Consider the following 24,877-nt stretch of genomic DNA (forward strand, 5'->3'; position numbering starts at 1 on the left):
CAGGCAGTCTTGAAATTAAACTTTGCCGAGTTCTTTTGCGTGCAGCCAGTCAGCGTGTTTTGGTGCCTTTTTGGTGCGGCTCCACTCTTCCAGCATCTCCCACTTCACAGAATCGAGACGCTTCAGCTTCTCTTCTTCTGCTGGGTCCGGACAGGCCAGCTCGATGCGGTGTCCGTTTGGATCGAAGAAGTAAATGGAGTGGAAAATGGAATGGTCGGTCACACCCAGCACGTCGATGCCATTGGCTTCCAGCTGCTCTTTGAAACTGATGAGGGTTTCGCGATCCTTCACCTTGAAGGCGATGTGCTGTACCCAGATCGGCGTGTTTTCATCACGGCCCATTTCCGGCTTGGTTGGCAACTCGAAAAACGCCAGCACGTTGCCGTTGCCAGCATCAAGGAACAGGTGCATGTACGGATCAGGCTCGTGCGTGGACGGAACTTTGTCCTCCGCAATTGCCAGAACAAAGTCCATGTTCAGGTTCTTGGTGTACCACTCCACCGTTTCTTTTGCGTCCTTGCAGCGGTACGCAACGTGGTGAATTTGCTCAATTTTCATAAGAATCTCCCCCGAGGTGATCAGCCGTCACCTCCTCCTTGTGTTTTCGCAGCAAGATCCATTGCTTCCCGCAGAACGTTTGCGTCACCGATGTGGTTGGCAAGAATGAGAACCAGCTTGGCGTTCAGCGCTTCGCTTTCCTTCTCCGTCCGTCCCTCATGCAGCAGCAGAAGATCGTGATAAAATTCGTCCGGTTTACTGATGTTTGCTTTGGTGTTCAAATGCCTCATTGTGCGGCCTCCTGCGCATAAGTCCCGATCGCGCAATTCAGAGCGTGCGCAACGCGTGCCTCGTCATAGCTCTCCCAGCGAGCAGCCACATGCTGGTCCGGCCGCATCAGATAAACAGCGGAAGATTTGTCTCCCAGATAGCGGTCCTTCATCTCCTCGTTTTCCAAAACGCGCAGAGCAGAGATGGTGATGCCGCCAAGTTCAACGGTGTCCGGCACCTCTGCGTTGATGGCGAGTAACTGGAATTCGTTGCCCAGTTGATCCAGCAACCAGCCGTTCGTGGTTGGTGCGTCAGCTGCCGGAGAGCCCGGACGGGAGCGCGCTGGCATGCCGTCGCAGTCATCACTGTTCAGCGAAGACCCATCATAGGTGGCCGGAACAGACAGGCGGCCTGAGTTCACCAGTGGGCGTGCAAATTCAGCTACCTCAGAAAGATCCAGAACAGCGTCGCGGAACACCCGGCTGATGGCGGACTTTGGCGTGATGAAGTCGGTGGAGCGGGATGAGTTCAGGATGTTCTCATCCGCTGCATAGATGCGCTCTTCGTCATAGGTATCCAGCAGGCGCATTGGTGCCTTTCCATCCATCACCAGCTTCAGTTTCCAGATCAGATTGTCCGTGTCCTGAAGGCCAGAGTTCGCACCACGGGCACCAAATGGAGAGACCTGATGGGCGCTATCGCCTGCAAAGATCACGCGGCCCTTGCGGAACTGCTCCATACGGCGGCACTGGAAGGTGTAGATGGAAACCCACTCGAGCTCGAAGTTGACGTCCTCGCCCAGCATGGCTTTCAGGCGTGGGATGACGTTTTCAGGCTTCTTCTCTTCTTCCTTATCGACGTCCCAGCCAAGCTGAAGGTCAATACGCCAGACATTATCCGGCTGCTTGTGCAGAAGAGCAGACTGGCCACGGTTGAAGGGCGGATCAAACCAGAACCAGCGCTCGGTCGGGAAGTCCGCTTCCATGATCACATCTGCAATCAGGAAGTTGTCTTCAAAGATGCGGCCCACGAAGTCCAGACCCATCATGGCGCGGATTGGAGAGGCTGCGCCGTCACAGGCGATCACCCAGTCAGCTTCAATGAAATAGTTGCCTTCCGGCGTTTCCAGCTCGACGGTTGCATAGTCATCAGCCTGATCTACGCTAACAACCTTGGTGTTGCCGCGGATCTCGATTGGCTTGCCTTGCGCTTGAAGCTCTTTGACACGATCAACCAGATACTCTTCAAAGTAATACTGTTGCAGGTTGATAAAGGCGGGGCGCTTGTGCCCATCTTCCGGCAACAGGTCAAACTGATAGACCTGACGCTCGTCGAAGAAAACCTTGCCCACGTGCCATTGAACGCCTTTGTCGACAAACTGGTCACCGCAGCCAATGCGGTCGAGGATTTCCAGCGGGCGCTTGGCGTAGCACACCGCTCTGGAGCCCCAGCTTACCTTGTCGTTGTCATCAACGACGACAACCTCAATATCCTGCATGGCCAGTTCAATTGCTGCGGCAAGGCCAATCGGGCCTGCTCCCACCACAACAACCTTATGGCGCACTGCCTTGTCCGCATCCTGATCCGGCGAGCGGACATAAGGATAAAGCGGAACTTCGAAAATCTTTTTTGTCATACGCTGCCTCCCAGCATGTGTGATGCTTCAGCCAGCATCCGGCAAAACATCAATCAACTTTGGACGGCCGGATGGATGCTTGGGTCCATCCGGCGCCCGGACGCATATGGGGCGGCTTTCGCCTGCGTTTTTAGAGGTGAAGGGGTCCGGCACTGCTGGCGTTCAGAGCAAAGATCGCCAGCACAGCGGTTAAAGAGACAAGAACCCAGACAACGGCCTTGAGCTTGCATGTTCTAATTCTTGGGAGCCTCTTGCCCGTGAGGAAAACCCAAGTTTTGTAGTTGCCCGACTTCTCTCTTCTTAGCTTCCACCTCGATTTAGTTTGAGCTTCAAGCTCACTTCATTTTAGCCCTGCAATGCTGCCCACATTTCGCGGTCGCGTTCGGCGGTCCAGATGCGAGGGGTGTCGATGCCGCGGGCTTCGTCAAAAGCGCGCGCGACATTGAACGGTAGACAATGTTCGTAGATGGCGTAGTTAGCGAATTTCGGATCGCATTGTGCGCGCACTGCGTCCCATGCTTCTTTCAGCGTGCCGCCTCGTACTGCCACGCGGGCGGCTGGTTTATAGGTGCTCTCAACAAAGTCGCGGGTGTTCTTGATGGCTTTGTTGACCATTTCCTGACCCACAAGCGCATCACCACGGCCCGGTGCAATGGCGTCCGGGTTGTAGGCCTTGATCGCGTCGAGGGTGTTGCCCCAGTCTTTGAAATGGCCATCACCACAGTAACAGGCGGAGTGGTACTCCACGATATCACCGGTAAACATGACGCCTTCATCCGGAACCCATGCAACGATATCGCCAGCGGTGTGGGCGCGGCCCAGATGCATCAGCTCTACCTTGCGCTTGCCCATGTTGATGGTCATGCGGTCTTTGAAGGTCATGGTTGGCCATGTGAGGCCCGGAATGGAGTCTGCTGCATCAAACAGGCGTGGGAAGCGGCCATACTCGGAGTCCCAGTCTTCCTGACCACGCTCGTAGATCATACCCTCACACTTTTCAGAGGCAATGATTTCCGAGGCGCCGTAACCGGAAGCACCAAGAACACGCACGGCGTGGTAGTGGGTCAGGGTCACGTATTTGATCGGCTTGTCGGTGACTTCGCGGATTTTATCAACCACGAGCTGAGCCATGACAGGCGTTGCCTGCGCATCAACCACCATGACACTTTCATCACCAATTATGACGCCGGTGTTTGGATCGCCTTCAGCAGTGAATGCGTAAAGATCGCGGCCCACTTCAGTGAAGGAGATCTTCTTGGCTTCCATATCGCCACTGGATGCAAATGCTTTGGCCATCGTCACTATCCTAACTTAAGCTTTGAAATCTGGAGCTGGCAGAATTGTGCCTGTACATTCGCCAAAGCCAATGCGGTAGCCATCGCCCTGTGCCCAACCGGTGAGTGTCAGCGTGTCTCCATCCTCGATGAAGGTGCGCGTCTCGCCCGTCTCCAGCGTGATTGGTTCCTTGCCGCCCCACGACATTTCCAGCAGAGAGCCGTACTCGGACTTGTCCGGGCCGGAAATGGTGCCAGAGCCAAGCAGGTCGCCGATGTTCATCTTACAGCCACTCACCGCGTGGTGGGCCAGCTGCTGCGCGGCGGAGTAGTACATCTGCTTGTAATTGGTTTTGGCCAGTCTGGAGGCTTTCGCCGCCCCTTCCGGCTGCATATAAACTTCCAGATCAATGTCGTAGAGCATTGGGCCCGGCTCATTGAGATACGGCAGCAGCTCCTTTTCACGCGCGGGTGTAGAGGCGCGGAATGGCTCAAGAGCGGCCTTCGTCACCACCCATGGGCTGATGGAGGTCGCAAACGCTTTTGCCTGAAACGGGCCAAGCGGCTGGTATTCCCACGCCTGAATGTCACGGGCGGACCAGTCATTCAGGATCACGTAGCCGAAGATCATGTCGTCAGCTTCCTGCACGGAGATGGGCTGACCCATCTCGCTCGGCAGGCCAACAACTGCGCCCATTTCCAGCTCGATGTCCAGACGGGCACACGGCTTGAAGCTTGGCGCTTCATCAGTCGGTGCCTTGACCTGCCCAACCGGACGCTTGATGTGAGTGCCGGATACAATGACCGTTGACGCGCGGCCATTGTATCCTATCGGGATATGCAGCCAGTTCGGGGGAAGTGCATTTTCCGGGCCACGAAACATTGTGCCCACGTTAAATGCGTGCTGCTTACCCGCATAAAAATCCGTATATTCAGAAACCGCAAACGGCATGAACATCTGCGCCGCGCTCATGGGCACCAGCGCTTTTCTCTGCAAAGTGCCATTGCCGGAAAGCGCAGGATCGCCGTCTTTGGCGAGCAGAGCTGTCAGCTGATCGCGTACGCTGTCCCAAGAGGCTTTGCCAAGACCCATGAAGTCGTTAAGGGCGGGCTTGTCGAAAACGGTGGTGGTGCCACCTGCATCGAGAAGACCGGCAGCTTCCAGCACAGCCATGTCGACAACCATGTCACCAATCGCAACACCGCAGCGTGGCTCCTCACCGTTTTTGGCAAACACACCATAGGGAAGATTCTGGATTGGGAAATGGCAGTGCGGTGCATTCGCACTCTCGATCCAACTCGTCATAACTCATCCTTGGCAATTGAAGATCACCTGCCGTCCTCCCGGACCCGAGGTCATCTGAAATTCATCTAAGCTCAGAATAGTTTCAGGTGTAACTTTGTCAATAGCATTTTCCGCCAAAACCAAATGCCTAGGCGTAAGGGAACGACGCAAATTGCTGAAAAATGGCTGAAAATAGCTATTAATTCAACTTTTGGATATACATTACGCGTATGATACCCACTCTTGACAGGTAGTTGCAAATGATACTAATAGGAGTTATGTGCTGTTATGCAAGCGCAATAGTTTCATTTTAAACCAACGAGATGTGATAATGGTGACTGCGAGTAACGCAAAGGATCAAGAAGAATTCCAGCTTGGCTCGTTCTTCCCCTATAAGGTCCGTGTTTTTGGCACCGCCGTTAGCACTGCTGTTTCAAGTGTTTATCGCGAACGGTACGGCCTGAGTGTTTCCGAATGGCGCACCATGTCCATCCTGGGTCACACGCAAGCGCTGTCCGCTTCAGAGATCGTCGAGCGCTCCAGCATGGACAAAGTGAATGTGAGTCGCGCCGTTCAGTCCCTGCGCAAGAAAGAGCTTTTACGCCGCGATATTGACGGCGAGGACCGCCGCAAATCTGTTTTGCGCCTTACTGAAAAAGGGCTGGCGGTCTTCAATGATGTGATTCCGTTGGTACGCAATGTGGAAGCCGCATTGACCGAGAATCTGACCGCAGATGAGGAGACGGTTCTTCTGTCTCTTATGGAGAAGGTGCAGAAGAACGCAGAAGCGCTCATTGGGGATATGAGCGCGGAGGCAGGCAACGAAACCTGAGGCGCCGCGTCGCGAGGTAGGAACTGCGCAGAGCAAGACCAAAAGAACAGAGAATTGAGCTCTGGGAGGGGCATCAATACTATGAGCAACATCACCCTATACGATTACTGGCGCTCTTCTGCGAGCTACCGCGTTCGCATCGCATTGAACCTGAAAGGTCTTGACTTTAAGACGGTGACTGTTGACCTGCTCAAGGGTGAGCAGAAAGCCGCTGAGAACCTTCAACGCAACCCGCAAGGTCTGGTGCCCTCGCTGGATCTCGAAGGCGATATGATGACCCAGTCGCTTGCCATCATTGAGTATCTGGATGAGCTGCACCCATCCCCTGCCCTTATGCCTGTCACAGCCCGCGAACGGGCCCGCGTACGCACCCTTTCCCATGCAATCGCCATGGATATTCATCCCGTCTGCAATCTCGGCGTCGTTCAGCGCATCGTGGAGCTGGCCGGCGGCGATGAGCAGATTAAGGTCAACTGGATGCGCGAGTTCATTTCCAAAGGCCTGAGCGCTTTTGAACAACTGCTGGGTGACGGGCAAAGCGGCAGGTTCTGCCACGGGGATCAGGTGGGTCTGGCCGATGTCTGCCTTGTGCCGCAGGTTTACAACGCCGACCGCTGGGGCGTCGACCGCTCTCACCTCAGTCGCATCAATGCCATCGTAGCTGAGGCCGACAAACTAGACGCCTTCCGCATGGCTGAACCACGGCAACTGGGCTGAGGGAGACCAAACCCACCCTCAAAAAATGATTGTGGTTTTTGGCGCGGGGTTGGAAATTTCTCCCGGCACCGTGTTTTTGCGTAGTTATGCACTCAGTCTAGAACAAGTCAATTATTTGGCTTCGAGGCTTTTACAAAACCTCAGAGTTTCTGCCGATCAGCGGCGTTTACTCCCTCTCAGCGGAACTGTGATTTATGCAATACTTCGAGATCAAACGACCTTACGAATCTCGCTGATCGGGACGAAAATTTTACTTTCCTGAGATTTGCCCCTTGCAAACAGAGATATATCAGAGATAATACTGATATATCACCGATGGCTGATGGAAGTACTGGGAGAAGCCATCACCCGCACACCACCATGCACCTAAAAACAACAGAGCATGCCCGGTGTGTACCATTTGAGGGGACTATCATGAAGACTTTTTTGATTGCCGCGCTCGCAGGCGTGTCGATGCTCGCCATAAATTCGGCTCAGGCAGTGGAACGAGGCGGCGCTCTTACCTTTGCGCGCTATGATGATTCCAATCTGGTTGATCCGGTCTATGCGGACCGTAACCCTGATATCTGGATGGTCACAAACCTCTACGACACCCTGCTGCGCACGAAGGCAGACGGTAGAACCATCGTTCCGGGTCTGGCCTCCGGCTATCAGGTTTCTCTGGACGGTAAAACCGTCACTCTGACTCTGCGCGAGGGCATCAAGTTTTCCGATGGCTCTCCGATTACGCCAGAAGATGTGAAGTTCTCTCTAGAGCGCGCCACAAATCCGGATTTCGGCCCATGGTCTGGTCTGCTGGGCTCGGTTGAAAGCATCACTGCCACCGAGAGTGGGGTGACGCTTGCCATGAAGAACCCTGATCCAACAATCATTTCCATTCTGGCAACCTTCAACACCGCGATTGTTTCCAAGGCAGCGTTTGAAGCCGCGCCGGGTGCTACGGATCAGGAAAAAGCAACGGCCCTGTTTGCGGCGGGCACACCGGTTTCAGGACCATTTACGCTTAAAGAGCGTACTCGCGGCAGCACCATGACGTTCTCTGCAAATCCGCATTACTGGCGTCAGGGGGAAGACGGTAAGGCATTGCCATATCTGGATGAAGTCAGCTTCATCGTAATTCCGGATGATGCAACCCGTATTCTGAAACTACAGGCCGGTGAAGTGAACGGCGCCGAGTTTGTTCCATTCTCCCGCGTTGCGGAACTGGAAGCAGACCCTGCGATCAACATGGAGCTGTACCCGTCCACCCGCATCATTTACGCGCCAATCAACTCCCGCGAAACCCGTGCGGACGGTTCTGCGAACCCGATGGCGACAAATGAGGCGCGTCAGGCACTCAACTACGCGATCAACAAGGATGCCCTGATCCAGCTGATCACCCATGGCACCGGTCAACCGATGACTTCACCTTTGATGGCATCGACAACCCAGCTGGCGCATGATGGTGGCCCGCTCTTCCCATATGACCCTGCCAAGGCGAAAGAGCTGGCGGCGGCCTCCGGTCTTGAAGGCGCGGAAATCACTTTGACCACGCTGGCTGGCTCTTCCGATGATGCAACCCTGTTTGCAGCGATCCAGCAGATGTGGGGTGCCATCGGTGTGAGTGTGAAGGTGGAGCAGGTTGATAACGCAACCCGCGGTGCGAAAAACCGCTCCGGTGAGTTTGATGTTCACACCTACGGCTGGGTGAATGATGTGAATGATCCGGCGCAGGTTGCTGGCTGGCTGGGCTATTACCCAACCCGCAAGGCTGTGGGCACCGGTTGGAACAATGCAGAGTTCAACGCTCTGTATGAAGCCTCTAACACAGAGATCGACCCGGAAAAACGCAGTGAGCAGTACCTGCGCATGCAGGAAATCTACCGCGATGCTGCTCCGCTGTTGTTCCTCTATGAAACGCCGTTTGCTGTGGCCCTTTCTGCCAACGTGAATGGCTATCTCCAGACACCGTTGGGGAACAATGAGTTCTCCTCGGCGTGGATTGCAAAATAATTCCTCCAATGAGTGTGCCCGGTGGCTGCGACCCCACCACCGGGCACATGTCAGCCAGGGTAGGTTGGTCTGTTCATATTGGTAGGCGCAGACCATTTGCCTAACGCAATCCAAAAAGCCGAAGCGTCACGCCCGGAAACCTGTCGCTTCGGCTTTTTATCCCTATGCCCCCTAATAGGACTCAGGAATGTCGTCACTTTCTTATCTGGTGTCACGCCTGTTGCAGATCATACCGACCTTCCTTCTTGTGATGGTCGTTATCTTTCTGCTCGTGCGTATGCTGCCAGGGGATCCGGCCATTGCTATGGCCGATGCCAAAGCCACTGAAGCACAGCTGGAACTGATCCGGCAAAAACTAGGGCTCAATGAACCCTTCTTCATGCAATTCTTCTACTTCGTAAAGAACACCCTGAGCGGTGACATGGGCACATCCATTCTGCTCAAAGCCCCTGTTCTTGACGTTATTATCGAACGTATTCCGGTAACTGCGTTCCTCACCCTTTATGCGGTTGGCCTTTCCATTCTCATTGCTGGTCCCCTTGCCTTTGTTGCTGCGCTGAACAAAAACGGCATGCTCGACATTGCCATTCGCAGCAGCTTTCAGGTGGGGCTCTCCACACCGGTGTTTTACATTGGCCTGTTGTTGCTCACCTTCCTCGCCGCCTCCCTGCGGCTGTTTCCGGTGGGCGGGTATGGCACCACGTTCTTGGAACACCTGCACCACCTCATGTTGCCGGCGCTCACCGTCGCGCTTTACACCTCCGCCATCATCATGCGTAATCTGCGCTCTGCGGTGATTGAGGTGCTGGATGCAGAATATGTGCAGTTCGCCCGCTCCAAGGGCCTGTCGCGCAGTGTTGTTCTGGGCCGCCATGTTCTGCGCAATGCGCTGATCTCCACCGTCACCCTGCTTGGCCTTTCCATCGGCGCACTAATGAGCGGTACGCTGGTAACGGAGACCGTTTTCGCCGTGCCCGGCCTTGGCCGCTTGATGCTGGAAGCTATCTTTGCCCGCGACTATCCGCTGATTCAGGGCCTTACTCTTACCTTCGCTGTTATGGTTTCTCTCGTGTTTCTGTTCACCGACATGGTGCAGGCATGGCTTGATCCGAGGTTGCGCCTGTCATGACCCAGCTCGATACACTTCAAGCCACCACACCACAAAAACCGAAGCTGCACCCACGGGTCAAAGCGCTGCTGCGACCGGGGTTTCTGCTGGGCTTCTTCATCTTATCCTCCTCCATCATTCTGGCTGTGTTTCCAGGGGCGTTCGCGCCGTATGATCCCAATGCCTTTGACTTTATGGCGATCAAGCAGCCACCAAGCTGGGCGCACCCGTTCGGCACAGACAATCTGGGCCGTGATACGCTGTCCCGTGTCATCTGGGCATATCAGGTTGATATGCAGATTGCGTTTTTCGCCACCTTCTTTGCCATGGTGATTGGCGTTATTGTTGGCTCGCTGGTAGCCTATCACGGCGGCATTGCCGACGTGCTTTTTGGCCGCGTGGTGGATGTGACCATCACCTTCCCGTTTCTCGTGCTGGTCATTGCCGTTGTTGCGGTTTTGGGACCGGGACTGACCAACATGTATGTGGCGGTTACGCTGGTGCAGTGGGTCTATTATGCCCGACTCACCCGTGCTGAAATCATGACCCAGATGACAAGCGACTATGCCTCTGCTGGCCGCGTTATGGGTTACTCCTCACCGCGCATCATCTTCCGTCATCTGCTGCCCAATGCCATGACGCCGCTCATCACCTTCTGGATGACTGATATGGCGCTGGCAATTCTGCTGGGCTCCTCCCTTGGTTATCTGGGCCTTGGTGCGCAGCCTCCGCAGGCAGAATGGGGTGTGTTGATTGCAGAAGGCCGCAACTTCATCACCACCGCGTGGTGGATGAGCCTGATGCCGGGAATTGCCATTGTTTTGACGGGGCTCGGGTTCTCTCTTGTCGGAGACAGCCTTGCCGATGTGCTCAGACCACGGGGGGCCTCCTGATGAGCAACCAGCAAAAAAGCCTGTTACAGGTTCGCGATCTGACGACCACCTTTCACAGCAAAGGCCGTGTCCTGCGAGCCGTCGATGGCATCTCCTTTGATGTGCGCGCTGGCGAGGTCCTCGGGCTGGTGGGGGAAAGCGGCTCCGGCAAGTCCATCACCCTGCGCTCCATCATCGGCCTTGCCCGTGATTACGGCACGGTGGAAGGAAAAGTCTATTGGAAGGGCGAAGACTTGCTTGCCCGGAGCGAAACGCAGTTGCGTTCCATTCGTGGCAGCCAGATCTCCATGATCTTTCAGGAACCAATGACATCCCTCAACCCGCTGCTCACCGTGGGCTTGCAGATTGAGGAGAACCTGAAGGCCCACACCGAGCTGGAACGTGCCGCCCGCAAGGCCCGCGCCATTGAGCTTCTGGACATGGTGGGCATTCCGAGCGCCGCCTCACGGCTCAAGGACTTCCCGCACCAGTTCTCTGGCGGCATGCGCCAGCGCGTCATGATCGCCATTGCGCTGGCCTCAAATCCGAAACTGCTGCTTGCGGACGAGCCGACCACCGCGCTCGACGTCACTATTCAGGACCAGATCCTGCAACTGCTGCTGTCTCTGGCCAAGGACCTCAACATGGCGATTGTGCTCGTGACCCACGATCTGGGCGTGGTCGCCCAAACCTGTGACCGCGTTGCGGTGATGTATGCAGGACGTCTGGTGGAAACCGGATCGGTGCGTGATGTTTTGAAACGACCGCAGCACCCGTATACGCTCGGTCTTTTGAAATCGGTACCGGAAAACATTCCTCCCCGCACACCGCTCTACTCTGTTCCCGGCACACCACCTGCGCTGGATGCCCTGCCACAAGGCTGTGCCTTCGCACCAAGGTGTCTGAAGGCAGAGGACGTGTGCATGAAGAGCAAGCCTCCCCTGTTAGTTATTGATGAGGGAATTTCATCTGCCTGCCATTTTCTTGAGGTTGCTCGCGAGGAGGTGCCCGCATGACCAATCAGGCTCCGGTTTTGCAAGTTGAAGACCTGCATTTGCACTTTCAGCTCAAAAGATCCCTTTTCGACGCAATTCAACGCAAACCTTTACGCAAAGTCAAAGCGCTCAATGGGGTAAGCCTAGAGGTGAAACGGGGTGAAACCCTTGGCATCGTTGGCGAATCTGGCTGTGGGAAGTCCACTTTGGCGCGCTGTCTGGCCCGGCTTTACGAGGCTGACAAAGGCACCATTCGCTACGATGGGCACGAGGTTGCTGCCAAAAACGCGGCGGATTTGAGGGAGTATAACCGCAAGGTCCAGATGATGTTTCAGGACCCCTATTCCTCCCTCAATCCGCGCATGACAGTGCGGCAGGTTTTGACCGAGGCGCTGCGCGTTCACAACATGCGGCCTCCTGAGCAGATCAACGACCGTATCGCCGAGCTGCTCGATTTGGTGCGCCTGCCTCAGGATGCGGCGGACAAGCTGCCCCATGAGTTTTCCGGCGGCCAGCGTCAACGCATTGCAATTGCACGGGCTTTGTCGGTGGAGCCTGAAGTGCTGGTTGCCGACGAGCTGGTCTCCGCGCTGGATGTCTCCGTGCAGGCGCAGGTGGTAAACCTGCTGTTGGAGCTGCAGGAAAAGCTGCATCTGACCATCCTCTTCGTGGCTCATGACCTTAGACTTGTGCGCCATGTATCCCACAGGGTCGCGGTGATTTATCTGGGCTCCATTGTTGAGATCGGAGATTCAGAAGAGCTCTTCAACGCCCCAAAACACCCCTACTCCAAAGCTTTGCTGGCAGCAGCACCTTCTCTTGATCCCGATAAACGCCATACACGGCCTTCAATTTCGGGCGAACTGCCAAGCCCGCTCAACGTGCCCAAGGGCTGCGCGTTCCATGCAAGATGTCCCCATGCATCGGACCTTTGCAGGACAGAGATCCCAGAGTTGAGGGCGGTGGATGAGTTGGGTCAGGTGGCTTGTCACCATGCCGAAGCGCTTTTATCAGCGCCAGTCCTCATCAAGTAGGCGAGCGATATATGTTGGAAAATCAGAAGTTTGAGACAATTACAGATCGTCTGAATCTTATTCGGGGCGAACTTAAACGGACCGGACTGGATGCGGTTATTCTCCCGCGCTTTGACGAGCATCAGGGGGAGTACTGCGCCCCGCATGATGAGCGTCTGGCATGGGCAACCGGCTTCACCGGCTCTGCTGGTCTGGCAATTATCACGCATGATCAAGCGGTTATGTTCGTTGATGGCCGCTACACCGTTCAGGTGCGCAACCAATGCAGCAGTGAGGTGTTTTCCTACCAGCATATCTTTGATGAACCACTGGAAAATTGGATATCTGCCAATATGAAGGCGGGTCAGCAGATCGGCGTCGATCCCATGCTTATCCCCTCCCTCTGGTGGGATCGCTTTGCAGGTGGTGCAGAAGAAGCAGGTGCTGCGCTAGTGGCAACAGTCGGCAATCTCATTGATGCGGTCTGGTCCGATCAGCCGGACAAACCACTTGCTCCGGTTATGCCCTACTCCATTGAAAAAGCAGGAAAAACCAGCATGGAGAAGCGTACGGAGATCGCCGCGCTTCTCAAAACAGTTGGCGTAAAGATGCTGGTTGAAACCCAGCCGGACAATATCGCATGGCTCCTAAATGTTCGCGGTGGCGACGTTGAGTTCAACCCGATCCCACACTCCTTCCTGCTCTTGAAGGATGATGGTTCTTGCAACTGGTTCGTGGATTCCCGCAAGCTTTCCAATGACTTGAGTGAGTATGAGCTGGAGAATGTTGAGACAGCCGACCCTGCCAGTTTCATCGGGTCACTGGAAAAACTGACGGAATCAGGCACGCAGGTTCTGATCGATCCTTTATGCTCCCCGGTCGCAACCCGCAGCGCTGTTCAGGCAGCTGGCGGTGTTCCGATGATGGAGCAAGGCGCGGTTACGCTAACCAAGGCGAAGAAAAATGATCGAGAACTCAAAGGCTTGCGTGATTGTCATGTGCGTGACGGAATTGCGTGGACCGAGTTTGCAGCCTGGCTAAAGCGGGAAGTGCCGGAACGGGCAAAGGCTGGTGATCCGGTGCGCGAACTGGACGCGGAAGAGCGAATCCTGATGGAGCGCCAACGCCAGAAAGACTTTGTATATCCGAGCTTTAGAAGCATCTCTGCCGCCGCTGGCAATGCAGCCATGTGCCACTACGCGGCAACTGATGCCAGCAACGCGGCCATCCTACCCGAGAACACCTACCTGCTGGATTCCGGCGGTCAGTATCAGGATGGCACCACGGACGCCACGCGCACCTTTGCATTTTCGCAGGTATCACCGGAGTTCAAACGCGCCTACACCGCTGTTTTTAAAGGATTTGTCGCCCTTGCATCACTGCGGTTTCCAAAAGGGACCCAAGGCCATCATATCGATGGTTTTGCTCGTAGACCGCTCTGGGATCTGGGACTCGACTACGACCACGGGACCGGACATGGTATCGGCCACTTCCTCTCGGTCCACGAACAACCGCAACGCATCGGCAAACCTCATAATCCGGTGGATTTGGTTGCTGGTATGGTGATGTCCATCGAGCCGGGATTTTACCTTGCAGATCAATACGGTATCCGGATTGAGAACCTGTTCGAGATTGTCGAGGAAGACGATGGCTTCCTTGCCTTCAGGAACCTCTCCTACATTCCGATCGAACCGCAGATGCTCAACATGGTTGACCTGACACGGACCGAACTCAAATGGCTTGGCGACTACAATACGGATCTGAAACGGGTGCTTGGCCCGGAGCTGAGCCCGGATGCCTATGACTATCTGTTAAGCTGTACCGAGCTGGCGGAATAACTCTGCCCGCCAGATATAACAAGCCCCGCACAGCGCACGCTCTGCGGGGCTAAGTATTTGTAAGACATAATGGATCAGGCGTAAGCCTATTCCTCGATTGCCTCTTTGAGCAGTGCTTTTGCAGAATCAAGCGTCAGCTCAACCGGATTGCCTCCGGCGCTTGGATCTTTGATTGCCTCTGCGGCCAATACATCGATCTTATCAGTACCAACGCCCATCTTGCTCAGGTTCTCCGGAACACCCATATCCGAACGCATCTGCATAACAAAGTTGTAAAAGCCGTCGAAACCACCCTCTATACCCAGATACGCTGCAAGACGGTCAATGCGTTCTTCAATGGCACTGCGGTTGAATTTGAGCACCGTTGGCATGATCACAGCATTGGTCATCCCGTGGTGCGTGTTGTACAGCGCGCCAATTGGGTGAGACAGCGCATGAATGGCACCAAGTCCCTTCTGGAAAGCGACCGCCCCCATGGCTGCTGCACTCATCATGTTGCCACGCGCTTCGATATCATTTGGATTTTCAAAGACTTTTGGCAGGTTCTCTTTCACAAGGCGCATGCCTTCCACCGCAATGCCCTGGGACATTGGGTGATAAAATGGAGAACTGTAGGCCTCAAGGCAATGGGCAAAGGCGTCAATACCAGTACCGACGGTGATCTTTTCTGGCAAACCAACAGTCAATTCCGGATCACAAATCACCACGCTTGGAAGGATCTTCGGGTGGAAGATGATCTTCTTCACATGGGTTTCGGAATTGGTAATAACGCTTGCACGGCCGACTTCAGAACCGGTTCCGGCTGTGGTTGGAATGGCGATGTTTGGAAAGATCTCGTCTTCATCAGCGCGGGTCCACCAATCGTCGACATCTTCAAAGTCCCAAACCGCACGGGTTTGTCGTGCCATGAAAGCGATCAGCTTACCAAGGTCAAGGCCGGAACCACCTCCGAATGCGATCACACCATCATGATTACCGGCGTTAAACGCGGCAACACCCGCCTCCAGATTGAGTTCAGTCGGGTTTGGGTCGACTTCGGCGAAAATAGCGCACCCAAGACCGGCTTTCTCCATGATGTCTATTGTATCGTTTGTGATTGGGAGGTGCGAGAGTCCTCGGTCGGTGACAAGCAGAGGCTTGGTGATACCTGCAGCGGAGCAGGCATCGGCAAGTTCCTTGATACGTCCGGCACCAAAGCGGATTGAGGTTGGGTAGCTCCAGTTTGCTGTCAAGGTCATTTTCTTATGCCTTTTTAAGGTGGTAGGACTTCGGACGGGTCAGGTTCTGATAGCCGATGACAGAAAGAGCGCCACCGCGACCAGTGTCTTTGCAACCCGTCCAGCACAGAGCCGGATCCAGATAATCAGCCCGGTTCATGAAGACAGTACCGGTTTCAATCTGCGCGCCGATTTTCGCCGCCCGTGCAGCATCTTGTGTCCAAAGAGAAGCTGTCAGACCATAGTGGCTGTCGTTCATCAGGCGGATCGCTTCTTCGTCGCTTTCCACTTTCATGATCCCGACCACGGGTCCAAAACTTTCTTCGCGCATCATGTCCATATCGTGGTTGACGTCCACGAGGATCTGCGGAGCCAGATAAGCGCCGCCGTCATCTTCCGGGAAAAGCTCCGGATCGATCAAAGGCTTGGCGCCTTTTTCGATAGCATCAGCAACCTGCTCGCGCACCAAAACTGCAAAGCGGACGCTGGCCATTGGGCCAAGGGTTGTTGCCTCGTCCAGCGGATTGCCGAGTTTGTAGGCAGAAACAATCTCTACGGCCTTCTTCACAAACGCATCGTACTTGGAAGAATGCACATAAATACGCTCAATACCGCAGCAGCACTGGCCGGAGTTGAACATAGCACCGTCAATGAGGGTCTCGGCAGCTGCCTCAACATCTGCATCATCCATCACGTAGCCGGGATCTTTGCCGCCAAGCTCAAGGCCAAGGCCTGTGAAGGTGCCAGCCGCCGCAATCTCCATGGCGCGTCCACCACCGACAGAGCCGGTGAAGTTGACGAAGCCGAAGTTGCGGCCCGCGATCAGGTGCGAGGTGGTATCGTGATCAAGGAACAGGTTCTGGAACACTTCTGCCGGAACACCTGCTTCAGCAAAGGCACCGGCCATGCGCTCACCCACCACAAGGGTCTGGGTTGCATGTTTCAAGATCACTGCGTTGCCTGCAATCAGGGCCGGTGCAACGGTGTTGATTGCGGTCATGTACGGATAGTTCCATGGCGCAATCATGAGAATAACGCCATGTGGCTCTTTCTCGATGCGGCGTTCGAAGTCGCCACTTTCCTCGACAACGATCGGCTTCAGGCTTTCTTCCGCGATCTTAGCCATGTACGACGCGCGCTCGTTAAAGCCACCAAACTCACCGCCATAACGCACCGGACGGCCCATCATTTTTGCAAGTTCAGGAACGATCTGGTCGTTCTGTTCACCAATCTTTGCAACCCCAGCCATCACCAGACTAATGCGCTCCTGCACCGGGCGTGCCGCCCATTCTTTCTGTGCAGCCCTGGCTCTAGCGATGACGGCTTCTGCTTCTTTCTGGGTCGCGACCGGACGTTCTGCAAATACAGAACCATCAACCGGCGAAATACATTTTAGTGTTTTTGTCATGGTCAACTCATCATTCACAGCGAGGCTGTTCACATCAGGCTCGTTCAAACCCGCGGGCAACTTCCCAATCAGTTACACGGCGGTCGTATTCATCCTGCTCGATTTTGGCGGAGTGTGCGTAGTGATCAATCACATCCTCTCCAAAGGCAGTCCGAAGCATTTCAGAGGACTTCATCTGGGCTGCGGCTTCGCGCAGAGTCTTGGGAATTTCGCGAACCCCCTCACCGCCATAGGCATCGCCTCGGAACTCAGGCTCCAGCTCCAGCTCGTTTTCGATCCCGTCGATACCAGCTGCCAGAAGGGCGGACATGGCCAGATATGGGTTCAGATCCGCGCCGCCAACACGGCACTCAACACGAACAGCCTTGGTGCCGTCCCCACACACGCGATATCCGGCGGTACGGTTGTCGAGGCTCCAGATGGCTTTGGTTGGCGCAAATGTTCCGGCTGCGAAGCGTTTATAGGAATTGATGTTTGGCGCAAGGAAATAGGTGATCTCACTGGCGTGCTTCAACAGACCTGCAAGGTAATGACGCATCATCTTGGACATGCCGTATTCGGCGGATGGGTCGTAAAACAGCGACTCGCCATCCTTGCCCCACAGTGACTGGTGCACATGTGAGGAACTGCCGGACGCTTTGTCATTCCACTTGGCCATAAAGCTCACGCTCTGGTCATTTTGCCATGCAATCTCTTTACACCCGTTTTTTATGATGGAATGACGGTCGGCCATGGTCAGTGCGTCTGAATAACGCACGTTAATTTCCTCTTGCCCGGCGTCAGCCTCACCCTTGGAACATTCAACGGGAATGTCAGCGCCGTTCAGACCGTTTCGGATCGCGCGCATCACGTTCTCTTCCTTAGTGGTCTGGAAGATGTGATAGTCCTCGTTATAGGAGGAAATTGGCGAGACACCGCGGTAGCCCTTGCTGTGGGCTTCGTCGTAGCTTTCTTTAAAGAGGAAGAACTCCAGCTCGGTCGCCATGTTTGCGGTCAAGCCCATGCCTTCCAGCCGGTCGATCTGGCGTTTCAAAACTGCGCGCGGGGAGTGAGGAATCTCTTTGTGAGTGTGGTGGTCCAGAACATCGCACAGAACCAGTGCAGTGCCTTCCAACCATGGAATAACGCGCAAGGTATTAAGGTCCGGCTTCATAACGTAATCGCCGTAACCTGCCTCCCAGCTTGTTGCCTTGTAGCCATCCGGAGTGGCCATCTCCATATCGGTTGCAAGCAGGTAGTTGCAGCTGTGGGTCTCTTCCCAGGCGCTGTTCACGAAGAACTCAGCCTGAAAACGCTTGCCCATCAGACGGCCCTGCATGTCCACCTGCGCGACAACTACCGTGTCAATCTCACCTGCATCGACCAGCTCGCGAAGCTCGTCGAGGGTCAGTTTTCCGGTTTTACGTGTCTTTTTGGTTTCTTCTCGCAACATACCTGTTCCCCGAGGACCTTGTTAAAGCGGCGAATGCCCTGCCTCTCCTGCGCGGCATCACCGATATTGCCTAGTGACTATACGGCCAGCCCGGAACCCGGACCGGCCCTTCTTGAAAACCAGTTTAACCGTACCGGTAAGGACGTCCAGCCTTTGTCATTGCTGCATTGTATTCCTTAAGGATCTTTACAACGCGGGCATTTCGCTCGGATTTTGCTGCAATTTCATCCCAGAACTTGTGCGCTTCTGCTTCCACAGTTGCCCACTCTTCATCAGGAATGGTGGTCAACTCCATCTTTTCGCCTTGCGTGCGCAGCTTTGCTTCACCCGCCCAGTACCAGTGCTGGCGATAGTAGTGAGAGCTGTCCATGCACAGGTTGAAGAGTGTCTTCAGATGCTCTGGCAGTTCATTCCAACGCTCGGAGTTAGCGAAGTAAGAGCCGGCCCATGCACCTGAGATGTTGTTGGTCAGGAAGTAGTTGGTCACATCTGCCCAGCCTACGGTGTAATCTTCGGTGATACCGGACCACGCAATACCGTCCAGCTCGCCGGTCTGCATTGCAACTTCAATGTCTTCCCATGGCAGGGTGACCGGAACAACGCCGAAGCGCGTCAGGAACTTACCTGCGGTCGGGAAGGTAAAGACGCGCTTGCCTTTCAGGTCTGCAAGGCTGCGGATCGGGTCTTTTGTCGCAAAGTGACAAGGGTCCCATGCACCGGCAGAAAGCCATTTCACGCCTTCCACTTCGTCATAAGCTTCTTCCCAGATCTCTTTCAGACCCCAGTGGTTGAACAGGGCCGGAACGTCGAGGCTGTAGCGTGAGGCAAATGGGAAGTAGCCACCGAAAACGGAAACATCTACCGGCGCCGCAATGGAGTCATCATCGGATTGCACGGCATCAATTGTACCGCGCTGCATGGCACGGAAAAGCTCACCGGTTGGAACCAGCTGGTCCGCATAATAAAGCTCGATCTCCATCTCACCGTTTGCCGCCTTGTTGAAGGCGTCGATGGATGGCTTGATCACATGCTGCGCAAGTGAGGCACCGGCATAGGTTTGCAAGCGCCATTTGATTGGACGGCCCGCAGCATGCACAGCCGGAGCAGCAAGAGTGGACGCCCCAGCAGCTGCAACGGTTGTTAAACCGGCTTTCTTAAGAAAATCACGTCTATTCGTCATACTCAATTTCCCCTTGGAATATGAATTTTGGAGCCCTCTGACCGGTGGATTTCTTGTAGTGAGGGCTGTGATTTTTATCTGACTCCATCCGGAATTTATAAATTACTTCAATAGGTACGCTGGTGAGATCAACCCGCGTCAGCGTGCGTAATATAGGTTTGGTAGCCATAATGCGATTTGCGGGAAGACCGTTACCAGACCCAAGCCAAAGACCATGATTGCCACAAATGGAATGATGGACTTATAGATGTCTGTCAGCGAAATTTCCGGCGGGGCCATGGCGCGCATTAAAAACAGGTTGTAGCCGAACGGCGGTGTCATATAGGCGATCTGACAGGTGATGGTGTAAAGCACGCCGTACCAGACCAAATCGAAGCCAAGTAGCTTGACCAGCGGCACGTAAAGCGGTGCCACAATCACAAGCATGGCGGTGTCATCCAGGAACATGCCCATGATGATGTAGGAGAGCTGCATCAGAAGGAGGATCTCCCAAGGGCCAAGACCCAGATCGCCCACAAAGAAACCTTCAATGGCACGCACGGCACCCAGTCCATCAAACACAGCACCAAAGGCAAGTGCCGCGAGGATGATCCACATGAACATACAGCTAATCTGAAGCGTCTTCTCAGTGGTAATGTGTAAGAGGCGGAAGGTAAGTCGGCGCTTGAAGGCAGCCGCAAGCGTTGCTGCTGTCGCACCAACTGCGGAACTTTCCACGAGACTGGTCACACCCATCAAGAATAGGCCAGTCATTGCAAAGAAGATGAACAGCGGGATCACACCGGCTTTCAGAAGGCTGATCTTTTCAGCCCATGTTATCGCTTTGCGCTCTTCTTCAGAAAGTGTTGGCCCCAGTTGCGGCTGAAGGCGGCAGCGGATAACGATGTAAAGGATAAACAGACCGGCGAGCAGAAGACCCGGAATAGCGCCAGCAAGCCAGAGCTTACCAACCGGCTGACGGGCGATCATGCCGTAAAGCACCAGAACCACACTTGGCGGAACAAGAATGCCCAGTGAGGAACCTGCCTGAATAACGCCGGTCACCATGACCTTATCATAGCCACGGCGAAGCAGCTCAGGCAGAGCAATGGTTGCGCCGATGGCCATACCGGCCACAGACAGGCCGTTCATGCCAGAAATCATCACCATGAGGCCCACTGTGCCGATGGCCAATCCACCATGAAGGCCACCTGTCCAGACATGGAACATCTTATAAAGATCTTCTGCAATGCCTGATTCAGAGAGCATATAGCCCATGAAAATGAACAGTGGCAGCGTGAGGAGTGGGTACCACTTCATCAACTTCATGCTGGCGGAGAAGGCAATTTCCGAGCCACCCTCGCCCCACAGCAGTAGGGCAGCAATCACAGCAACGGAACCAATAGCAGCAAAAACGCGTTGCCCGGTCAGGAGCATCAACATCATGCTGGAGAACATCAAAATTGCGATCAGCTCATAACTCATGGCGTAGGCCTCCCGAGGGCTGCGGCCAGATCCTTAAAGAACGTCGCGATTGCCTGAAGCAGCATCAAAAATATTCCAAAACACATAATGGCTTTGATCGGCGCCATTGGAGGCGCCCAAGCCGAGTAGCTTTCCTCACCGTATTTGATGGCGTATTCCAGAGAGGAAAGACCGCCGTAAAAGAGGAAGATGAGGTAGAAGATGAGGAGCAGGATGGTCATCACATCCATGGTGGCTTTGCGCCGCGGAGACCAGCTTCCGTAAAACAGATCCATGCGTACATGCGAGTTGGTTTGCATGGAATAAGCACCACCCAGAAGATAGTAAGCTGCCATGGTGAACTGAGCGGTTTCCAGCGTCCAAAGCGGTGGTGCGAAAAAGGTTTTCGCGATGGAGGAGTACAACAAGACCCCCAGCATCACGAAGATAAGGTACATGGCAAAACGGCCAACATATTTGCTGATCCAGTCCACGCACCTGACGAAAACAACTATTCCCCTCGGCATTATTTTTTTGCCCTTGCTTTTCTTGTTACTTGCGCCTCACTCGCAGATGTTTCCTTGCTAAACTGCGGTAAGGCCTGCAATATTGCCTCTCCTAACAATTTTGCGATTTGCTTCTGGTCTGCATCTTGCGCGATTAAATCATTGCGAATTTCAATCATAACGTTTAACAGGCCGCGGGATTGTGCCTGATCAACGAGGGTATGGGTAACCCCGTCTTCTGGCCCATATGGCTCGTTTCTCTGGATGTCGTAGCGCTCTGACGGGCACAGAGCCTCCAGCAGAGCATCTGCAAAGCGGGTATCGCTGTCATGCAAGACGCCAACCTCAACCGCCCTCCTTTGGCCGTTGTAAACCGGTGTGAACGAATGGATGGTGATGAGAACTGGCTGTTGACCGGATGCCTGCTTTGCGTCGATCACCTGCCTTACGGCGGACTGGAACGGTCGGTAGAATCTGGTGACCCGGTCCTGTTTTTGTTCGTCACTTAGGGAAACGTTGCCCGGGATCTCGTAGATCTCACTCTTGACCGGCATCGCGCTTGGGGCTTCCGGTGGCCGATTGCAATCATAAACCAGACGGGACACCCGTTGAGCGACGAGCGGAGCGTTTAGTCTGGTGGACAGGAGCGTTGCAACGGCTAAAGCTCCCGGATCCCACGCCGCGTGGCTGTTAGCTGCCTCTACGCTCAAGCCAAGTCCATTTAGGTCTTCGGGGATAAATTTGGATGCATGTTCACAAACCAAAACAACCGGCGCAACGCCCTCTGTATTGATCGTTTCAACAGTGCCGTTGCCAGCAGATTCTATCTGGTCAGTTCTGCCTTCAGACAAGAATGATCCCCCCGATTCATCTTGTTTTTCCGTGTACTTTCAGTCTTTTTATTCGTAAAAGAAGAAATGAACGAAACGTTTCTAAAAAGACTAGTCTGAATGAATCGTTTCACAAAGCCTAAAAAATAGGCAGGTATACATACGTGAAGCAGGTGAGTGACGTGCGCGACCCGAACGAACAGACCGTTGCAGAGAAATTACGCGGACATTTTAATGGGTTAACTCGTGCTGAGCGCCAGTTGGCTGTCTCTTTGTTGGCAAATTATCCCGTTAGCGGACTGGGAAGCGTTTCTGAACTGGCCAAACTTGCAAACGTCTCGGGTCCGACTGTCGTCAGGATGGCGCAAAAGATTGGTTTTGCGGGGTTTTCTGAATTGCAGGCGGCGCTGAGATCGGAAGTGGAAGAAACCATTTCCAACCCGATTTCCAAACAGGAACGCTGGACGAGTAATGCGCCCGATACGCATATTCTCAACAGATTCGCTGATGCTGTCATCGACAACCTGAAACAAACCTTACAGCAGCTCAATACGCAGGATTTTGATCACGCAGTGCGGTTGCTGACCGACCGGGAGCGCGCTGTGCACATCGTTGGGGGCCGTATTACCCGTGCATTGTCGGATTATTTCTTCACCCATCTGCAGGTGATCCGCGACGACGTGATTGCAATTGCCTCCAACTCCAACACATGGCCTCATTATCTGCTCAATATGAAGCCGGGAGATGTGGTGGTGGTCTTTGATATCCGTCGATACGAACACGACATTCTGCGCTTTGTCGATCTTGCACGCGAGCGTGGTGCGGTTGTGATTGTCTTTACGGATCAATGGACATCCCCAGCGGCGGTAAATGCAGAGTATGTTTTCAACGCCCGTATCGAAGCACCATCGGCATGGGACAGCAGCGTGGTGATTATGTTCATTCTGGAAGCGATGATTGAGGCAATGACCACCTCCACGTGGGACGTGACCAGAGAGCGCATGAACACGCTGGAGAAGCTGTTCGATAAAACCAAGATGTTCAGTAAATCGAGTTAGGTCTCTGATGCCGGATCGGCGTGATTGGGAGCGGGATACTCAGACCGCTGGACAATCGGAAACGGCGGATCGGAAATTTACCCCGGGCTCATTTGAGGTGCGGTGAAGACCTGAACAGGTGTTTGGGGGTTTGTTCAGAAATTTGAGCCCGGGGTAATCACATCCCATGGTTTCAAGGCGTGAACCATGGTGGTTTTGGGAGGAGTAATGGAAACTGTAGGGACAACGGAATTCATATAAAAAGTTTATGCTGTCTTATCTGATAGATGGCCCTGAATCGATTCCAAACCCAATGTCTCTTTTTAGGTGTGGCGGTAGATCGCGACCGTAGATTACTTTTGTTTTTGGTGTGCTGAGAATTGCGAATATTCCGCTAAATACTCTCGCTAAGCCGCTGAAACCTATAGGTCTTACTTCTGCGCTCTGAACTTCACATACACAATCTGTCATTGCTTTTCTCCTGACTTCGTTGGAACAACTAATGCCGGAAGTTGTATTCTCGGTCCAATTGAATATAAGGATGAATACATAAGGAAATTTAATCGTATATGACTAACAGTCTGCCTCCCCTCAACGCTCTTCGTGCATTTGAAGCCGCCGCCAGACATTCCAATTTCACCCGTGCTGCGGAGGAACTAGGGATGACGCAGGCCGCGGTTAGCTACCAAATCAAAGTGCTGGAGGACCGCTCGGGTAAGCCGCTGTTCAAGAGAGTGGGACGGCAGGTTGTACTGACAGAAGCAGGCATGCAGTTCGCTGCTATTGCAAGTGAAGCGTTTCAGTCTATTCGCAATGGGTTTGCTGCCCTGCAAGAAACCAATGAAGTAACACTGAAAGTTAGTGTGCTTCCCACCTTTGCAATGAATTGGCTGTCTTTGCGTATCGGTGCTTTCCAGATACAGAATCCCAAGATGGCTGTGCAGTTGAATACGAGCACTGACCTAATAGATTTTGCATCTGCAGGTGTTGATGTTGGAATTCGGAATGGGTCCGGTGACTGGCCCGGGCTATGTAAGCATAAGCTTTGTAATATTACATACTCTCCCATGCTTAGCCCTAAACTTGCTGAAAGTGTGGGTGGCATCCACAAGCCCGAGGATCTTCTCAAACTTCCTCTTGTAGATATAGGGGATCCGTGGTGGTTGAGTTGGTTTGAAGCCGCTGGGGTTGAGGCCACGGACTTCTTAAATCAGCATTCTTCGCAAATGGGCCCGCAGACAGTTGATGGTAACATCGCACTTGCAGGGCACGGCGTGGCGATTTTGTCTCCAATATATTATGATTCGGAATTGCGGGACGGGCGGTTGGTCCAGCCATTTGAGTTAGAGTGCGTGGAAGAAAAACCAATCTGGTTGGTTTATCGTGAAGCACAGCGAAATCATCGGACGATAAAGCTGTTTCGCAATTGGATTTTCAGCGAAATGGAAAAAGACGGATGTTGAGCTGATTGCCCCTCTTGCTCAGGACGGGCAA

At 54.0% G+C, this 24,877-nt stretch carries 22 protein-coding genes; 10 read left to right on the forward strand and 12 right to left on the reverse strand.

Features of this window, described 5'->3' with window-relative positions:
- Nucleotides 1-15: 15 nt before the first annotated feature.
- The 5 genes from IE076_RS17590 to fahA all read right to left on the reverse strand — a co-directional run bounded on the left by IE076_RS17590 (nucleotide 16) and on the right by fahA (nucleotide 4,984).
- On the reverse strand, nucleotides 16-558 hold the full coding sequence (locus IE076_RS17590; RefSeq protein WP_189438098.1) for a VOC family protein: 543 nt from the start codon (nucleotides 556-558) through the stop codon (nucleotides 16-18).
- Between the two features lie 20 nt (nucleotides 559-578).
- Nucleotides 579-788 (reverse strand): DUF2783 domain-containing protein, encoded by a 210-nt coding sequence (locus IE076_RS17595; protein WP_189438099.1) that lies wholly within the window; start codon nucleotides 786-788, stop codon nucleotides 579-581.
- A complete protein-coding gene (locus IE076_RS17600) occupies nucleotides 785-2,404 on the reverse strand; it encodes an FAD-dependent oxidoreductase (RefSeq protein ID WP_189438100.1) in 1,620 nt (539 codons plus the stop codon). Before IE076_RS17600 ends, IE076_RS17595 begins: the two co-directional genes overlap by 4 nt.
- Before the next feature lie 345 nt (nucleotides 2,405-2,749).
- Entirely contained in the window at nucleotides 2,750-3,700 is a 951-nt protein-coding gene (locus IE076_RS17605; protein WP_189438101.1) for an MBL fold metallo-hydrolase, read from the reverse strand.
- Nucleotides 3,701-3,715: 15 nt separating this feature from the next.
- Nucleotides 3,716-4,984, reverse strand: a complete 1,269-nt coding sequence (gene fahA, locus IE076_RS17610) for a fumarylacetoacetase (RefSeq protein ID WP_189438102.1) — start codon at nucleotides 4,982-4,984, stop codon at nucleotides 3,716-3,718.
- A 310-nt stretch (nucleotides 4,985-5,294) separates the two neighbouring features.
- Here fahA and IE076_RS17615 point away from each other — a divergent pair, with 310 nt between their 5' ends.
- The 8 genes from IE076_RS17615 to IE076_RS17650 all read left to right on the forward strand — a co-directional run bounded on the left by IE076_RS17615 (nucleotide 5,295) and on the right by IE076_RS17650 (nucleotide 14,330).
- The gene (locus IE076_RS17615) at nucleotides 5,295-5,795 is read left to right on the forward strand and encodes a MarR family winged helix-turn-helix transcriptional regulator (protein WP_209009220.1); all 501 of its coding nucleotides are present in this window, start codon (nucleotides 5,295-5,297) and stop codon (nucleotides 5,793-5,795) included.
- Nucleotides 5,796-5,876: 81 nt separating this feature from the next.
- Nucleotides 5,877-6,512: a maleylacetoacetate isomerase gene (maiA, locus tag IE076_RS17620; protein WP_189438103.1), complete on the forward strand. Its 636-nt coding sequence runs from the start codon at nucleotides 5,877-5,879 to the stop codon at nucleotides 6,510-6,512.
- Between the two features lie 414 nt (nucleotides 6,513-6,926).
- Entirely contained in the window at nucleotides 6,927-8,504 is a 1,578-nt protein-coding gene (locus IE076_RS17625; RefSeq protein WP_189438104.1) for an ABC transporter substrate-binding protein, read from the forward strand.
- 187 nt (nucleotides 8,505-8,691) lie between these two features.
- Nucleotides 8,692-9,633: an ABC transporter permease gene (locus IE076_RS17630; protein ID WP_189438105.1), complete on the forward strand. Its 942-nt coding sequence runs from the start codon at nucleotides 8,692-8,694 to the stop codon at nucleotides 9,631-9,633.
- The gene (locus IE076_RS17635) at nucleotides 9,630-10,505 is read left to right on the forward strand and encodes an ABC transporter permease (RefSeq protein ID WP_189438106.1); all 876 of its coding nucleotides are present in this window, start codon (nucleotides 9,630-9,632) and stop codon (nucleotides 10,503-10,505) included. Before IE076_RS17630 ends, IE076_RS17635 begins: the two co-directional genes overlap by 4 nt.
- The gene (locus tag IE076_RS17640) at nucleotides 10,505-11,500 is read left to right on the forward strand and encodes an ABC transporter ATP-binding protein (protein ID WP_189438107.1); all 996 of its coding nucleotides are present in this window, start codon (nucleotides 10,505-10,507) and stop codon (nucleotides 11,498-11,500) included. The genes IE076_RS17635 and IE076_RS17640 overlap by 1 nt, the downstream gene beginning before the upstream one ends.
- Nucleotides 11,497-12,513, forward strand: a complete 1,017-nt coding sequence (locus IE076_RS17645) for an ABC transporter ATP-binding protein (RefSeq protein ID WP_189438108.1) — start codon at nucleotides 11,497-11,499, stop codon at nucleotides 12,511-12,513. Before IE076_RS17640 ends, IE076_RS17645 begins: the two co-directional genes overlap by 4 nt.
- Nucleotides 12,514-12,524: 11 nt before the next feature.
- A complete protein-coding gene (locus tag IE076_RS17650) occupies nucleotides 12,525-14,330 on the forward strand; it encodes a M24B family metallopeptidase (RefSeq protein ID WP_189438109.1) in 1,806 nt (601 codons plus the stop codon).
- A gap of 86 nt (nucleotides 14,331-14,416) precedes the next feature.
- Here IE076_RS17650 and IE076_RS17655 read toward each other — a convergent pair whose 3' ends face one another.
- The 7 genes from IE076_RS17655 to IE076_RS17685 all read right to left on the reverse strand — a co-directional run bounded on the left by IE076_RS17655 (nucleotide 14,417) and on the right by IE076_RS17685 (nucleotide 22,367).
- The gene (locus tag IE076_RS17655) at nucleotides 14,417-15,568 is read right to left on the reverse strand and encodes an iron-containing alcohol dehydrogenase (RefSeq protein WP_189438110.1); all 1,152 of its coding nucleotides are present in this window, start codon (nucleotides 15,566-15,568) and stop codon (nucleotides 14,417-14,419) included.
- 4 nt (nucleotides 15,569-15,572) lie between these two features.
- Nucleotides 15,573-16,955 carry an aldehyde dehydrogenase family protein gene (locus IE076_RS17660; protein WP_189438111.1) on the reverse strand — a complete coding sequence of 461 codons (1,383 nt, stop codon included), beginning with the start codon at nucleotides 16,953-16,955 and terminating at the stop codon, nucleotides 15,573-15,575.
- A 34-nt stretch (nucleotides 16,956-16,989) separates the two neighbouring features.
- Nucleotides 16,990-18,387, reverse strand: coding sequence for a glutamine synthetase family protein (locus tag IE076_RS17665; RefSeq protein ID WP_189438112.1), 1,398 nt, complete (start codon nucleotides 18,385-18,387; stop codon nucleotides 16,990-16,992).
- Nucleotides 18,388-18,511: 124 nt separating this feature from the next.
- The gene (locus IE076_RS17670; protein ID WP_189438113.1) at nucleotides 18,512-19,567 is read right to left on the reverse strand and encodes a TRAP transporter substrate-binding protein; all 1,056 of its coding nucleotides are present in this window, start codon (nucleotides 19,565-19,567) and stop codon (nucleotides 18,512-18,514) included.
- Between the two features lie 138 nt (nucleotides 19,568-19,705).
- The gene (locus IE076_RS17675) at nucleotides 19,706-21,031 is read right to left on the reverse strand and encodes a TRAP transporter large permease (RefSeq protein WP_189438114.1); all 1,326 of its coding nucleotides are present in this window, start codon (nucleotides 21,029-21,031) and stop codon (nucleotides 19,706-19,708) included.
- Nucleotides 21,028-21,537, reverse strand: coding sequence for a TRAP transporter small permease subunit (locus tag IE076_RS17680; protein WP_189438115.1), 510 nt, complete (start codon nucleotides 21,535-21,537; stop codon nucleotides 21,028-21,030). Before IE076_RS17680 ends, IE076_RS17675 begins: the two co-directional genes overlap by 4 nt.
- Nucleotides 21,537-22,367 (reverse strand): N-formylglutamate amidohydrolase, encoded by an 831-nt coding sequence (locus IE076_RS17685; RefSeq protein WP_189438116.1) that lies wholly within the window; start codon nucleotides 22,365-22,367, stop codon nucleotides 21,537-21,539. Before IE076_RS17685 ends, IE076_RS17680 begins: the two co-directional genes overlap by 1 nt.
- Nucleotides 22,368-22,510: 143 nt before the next feature.
- Here IE076_RS17685 and IE076_RS17690 point away from each other — a divergent pair, with 143 nt between their 5' ends.
- Both IE076_RS17690 and IE076_RS17695 read left to right on the forward strand, forming a co-directional pair.
- Nucleotides 22,511-23,404: a MurR/RpiR family transcriptional regulator gene (locus IE076_RS17690; protein ID WP_244649718.1), complete on the forward strand. Its 894-nt coding sequence runs from the start codon at nucleotides 22,511-22,513 to the stop codon at nucleotides 23,402-23,404.
- 548 nt (nucleotides 23,405-23,952) lie between these two features.
- On the forward strand, nucleotides 23,953-24,846 hold the full coding sequence (locus tag IE076_RS17695) for a LysR substrate-binding domain-containing protein (protein WP_189438117.1): 894 nt from the start codon (nucleotides 23,953-23,955) through the stop codon (nucleotides 24,844-24,846).
- The last annotated feature ends 31 nt before the right edge of the window (nucleotides 24,847-24,877 follow it).

The organism is Pseudovibrio japonicus (assembly GCF_014651595.1).
GTDB lineage: Bacteria > Pseudomonadota > Alphaproteobacteria > Rhizobiales > Stappiaceae > Pseudovibrio > Pseudovibrio japonicus.

Bases quoted from the DNA above. Each gene is read 5' to 3' on its own strand.
- IE076_RS17590 (WP_189438098.1), bottom strand. From the start codon at position 558: ATGAAAATTGAGCAAATTCACCACGTTGCGTACCGCTGCAAGGACGCA.
- IE076_RS17595 (WP_189438099.1), bottom strand. From the start codon at position 788: ATGAGGCATTTGAACACCAAAGCAAACATCAGTAAACCGGACGAATTT.
- IE076_RS17600 (WP_189438100.1), bottom strand. From the start codon at position 2,404: ATGACAAAAAAGATTTTCGAAGTTCCGCTTTATCCTTATGTCCGCTCG.
- IE076_RS17605 (WP_189438101.1), bottom strand. From the start codon at position 3,700: ATGGCCAAAGCATTTGCATCCAGTGGCGATATGGAAGCCAAGAAGATC.
- fahA (WP_189438102.1), bottom strand. From the start codon at position 4,984: ATGACGAGTTGGATCGAGAGTGCGAATGCACCGCACTGCCATTTCCCA.
- IE076_RS17615 (WP_209009220.1), top strand. From the start codon at position 5,295: ATGGTGACTGCGAGTAACGCAAAGGATCAAGAAGAATTCCAGCTTGGC.
- maiA (WP_189438103.1), top strand. From the start codon at position 5,877: ATGAGCAACATCACCCTATACGATTACTGGCGCTCTTCTGCGAGCTAC.
- IE076_RS17625 (WP_189438104.1), top strand. From the start codon at position 6,927: ATGAAGACTTTTTTGATTGCCGCGCTCGCAGGCGTGTCGATGCTCGCC.
- IE076_RS17630 (WP_189438105.1), top strand. From the start codon at position 8,692: ATGTCGTCACTTTCTTATCTGGTGTCACGCCTGTTGCAGATCATACCG.
- IE076_RS17635 (WP_189438106.1), top strand. From the start codon at position 9,630: ATGACCCAGCTCGATACACTTCAAGCCACCACACCACAAAAACCGAAG.
- IE076_RS17640 (WP_189438107.1), top strand. From the start codon at position 10,505: ATGAGCAACCAGCAAAAAAGCCTGTTACAGGTTCGCGATCTGACGACC.
- IE076_RS17645 (WP_189438108.1), top strand. From the start codon at position 11,497: ATGACCAATCAGGCTCCGGTTTTGCAAGTTGAAGACCTGCATTTGCAC.
- IE076_RS17650 (WP_189438109.1), top strand. From the start codon at position 12,525: ATGTTGGAAAATCAGAAGTTTGAGACAATTACAGATCGTCTGAATCTT.
- IE076_RS17655 (WP_189438110.1), bottom strand. From the start codon at position 15,568: ATGACCTTGACAGCAAACTGGAGCTACCCAACCTCAATCCGCTTTGGT.
- IE076_RS17660 (WP_189438111.1), bottom strand. From the start codon at position 16,955: ATGACAAAAACACTAAAATGTATTTCGCCGGTTGATGGTTCTGTATTT.
- IE076_RS17665 (WP_189438112.1), bottom strand. From the start codon at position 18,387: ATGTTGCGAGAAGAAACCAAAAAGACACGTAAAACCGGAAAACTGACC.
- IE076_RS17670 (WP_189438113.1), bottom strand. From the start codon at position 19,567: ATGACGAATAGACGTGATTTTCTTAAGAAAGCCGGTTTAACAACCGTT.
- IE076_RS17675 (WP_189438114.1), bottom strand. From the start codon at position 21,031: ATGAGTTATGAGCTGATCGCAATTTTGATGTTCTCCAGCATGATGTTG.
- IE076_RS17680 (WP_189438115.1), bottom strand. From the start codon at position 21,537: ATGCCGAGGGGAATAGTTGTTTTCGTCAGGTGCGTGGACTGGATCAGC.
- IE076_RS17695 (WP_189438117.1), top strand. From the start codon at position 23,953: ATGACTAACAGTCTGCCTCCCCTCAACGCTCTTCGTGCATTTGAAGCC.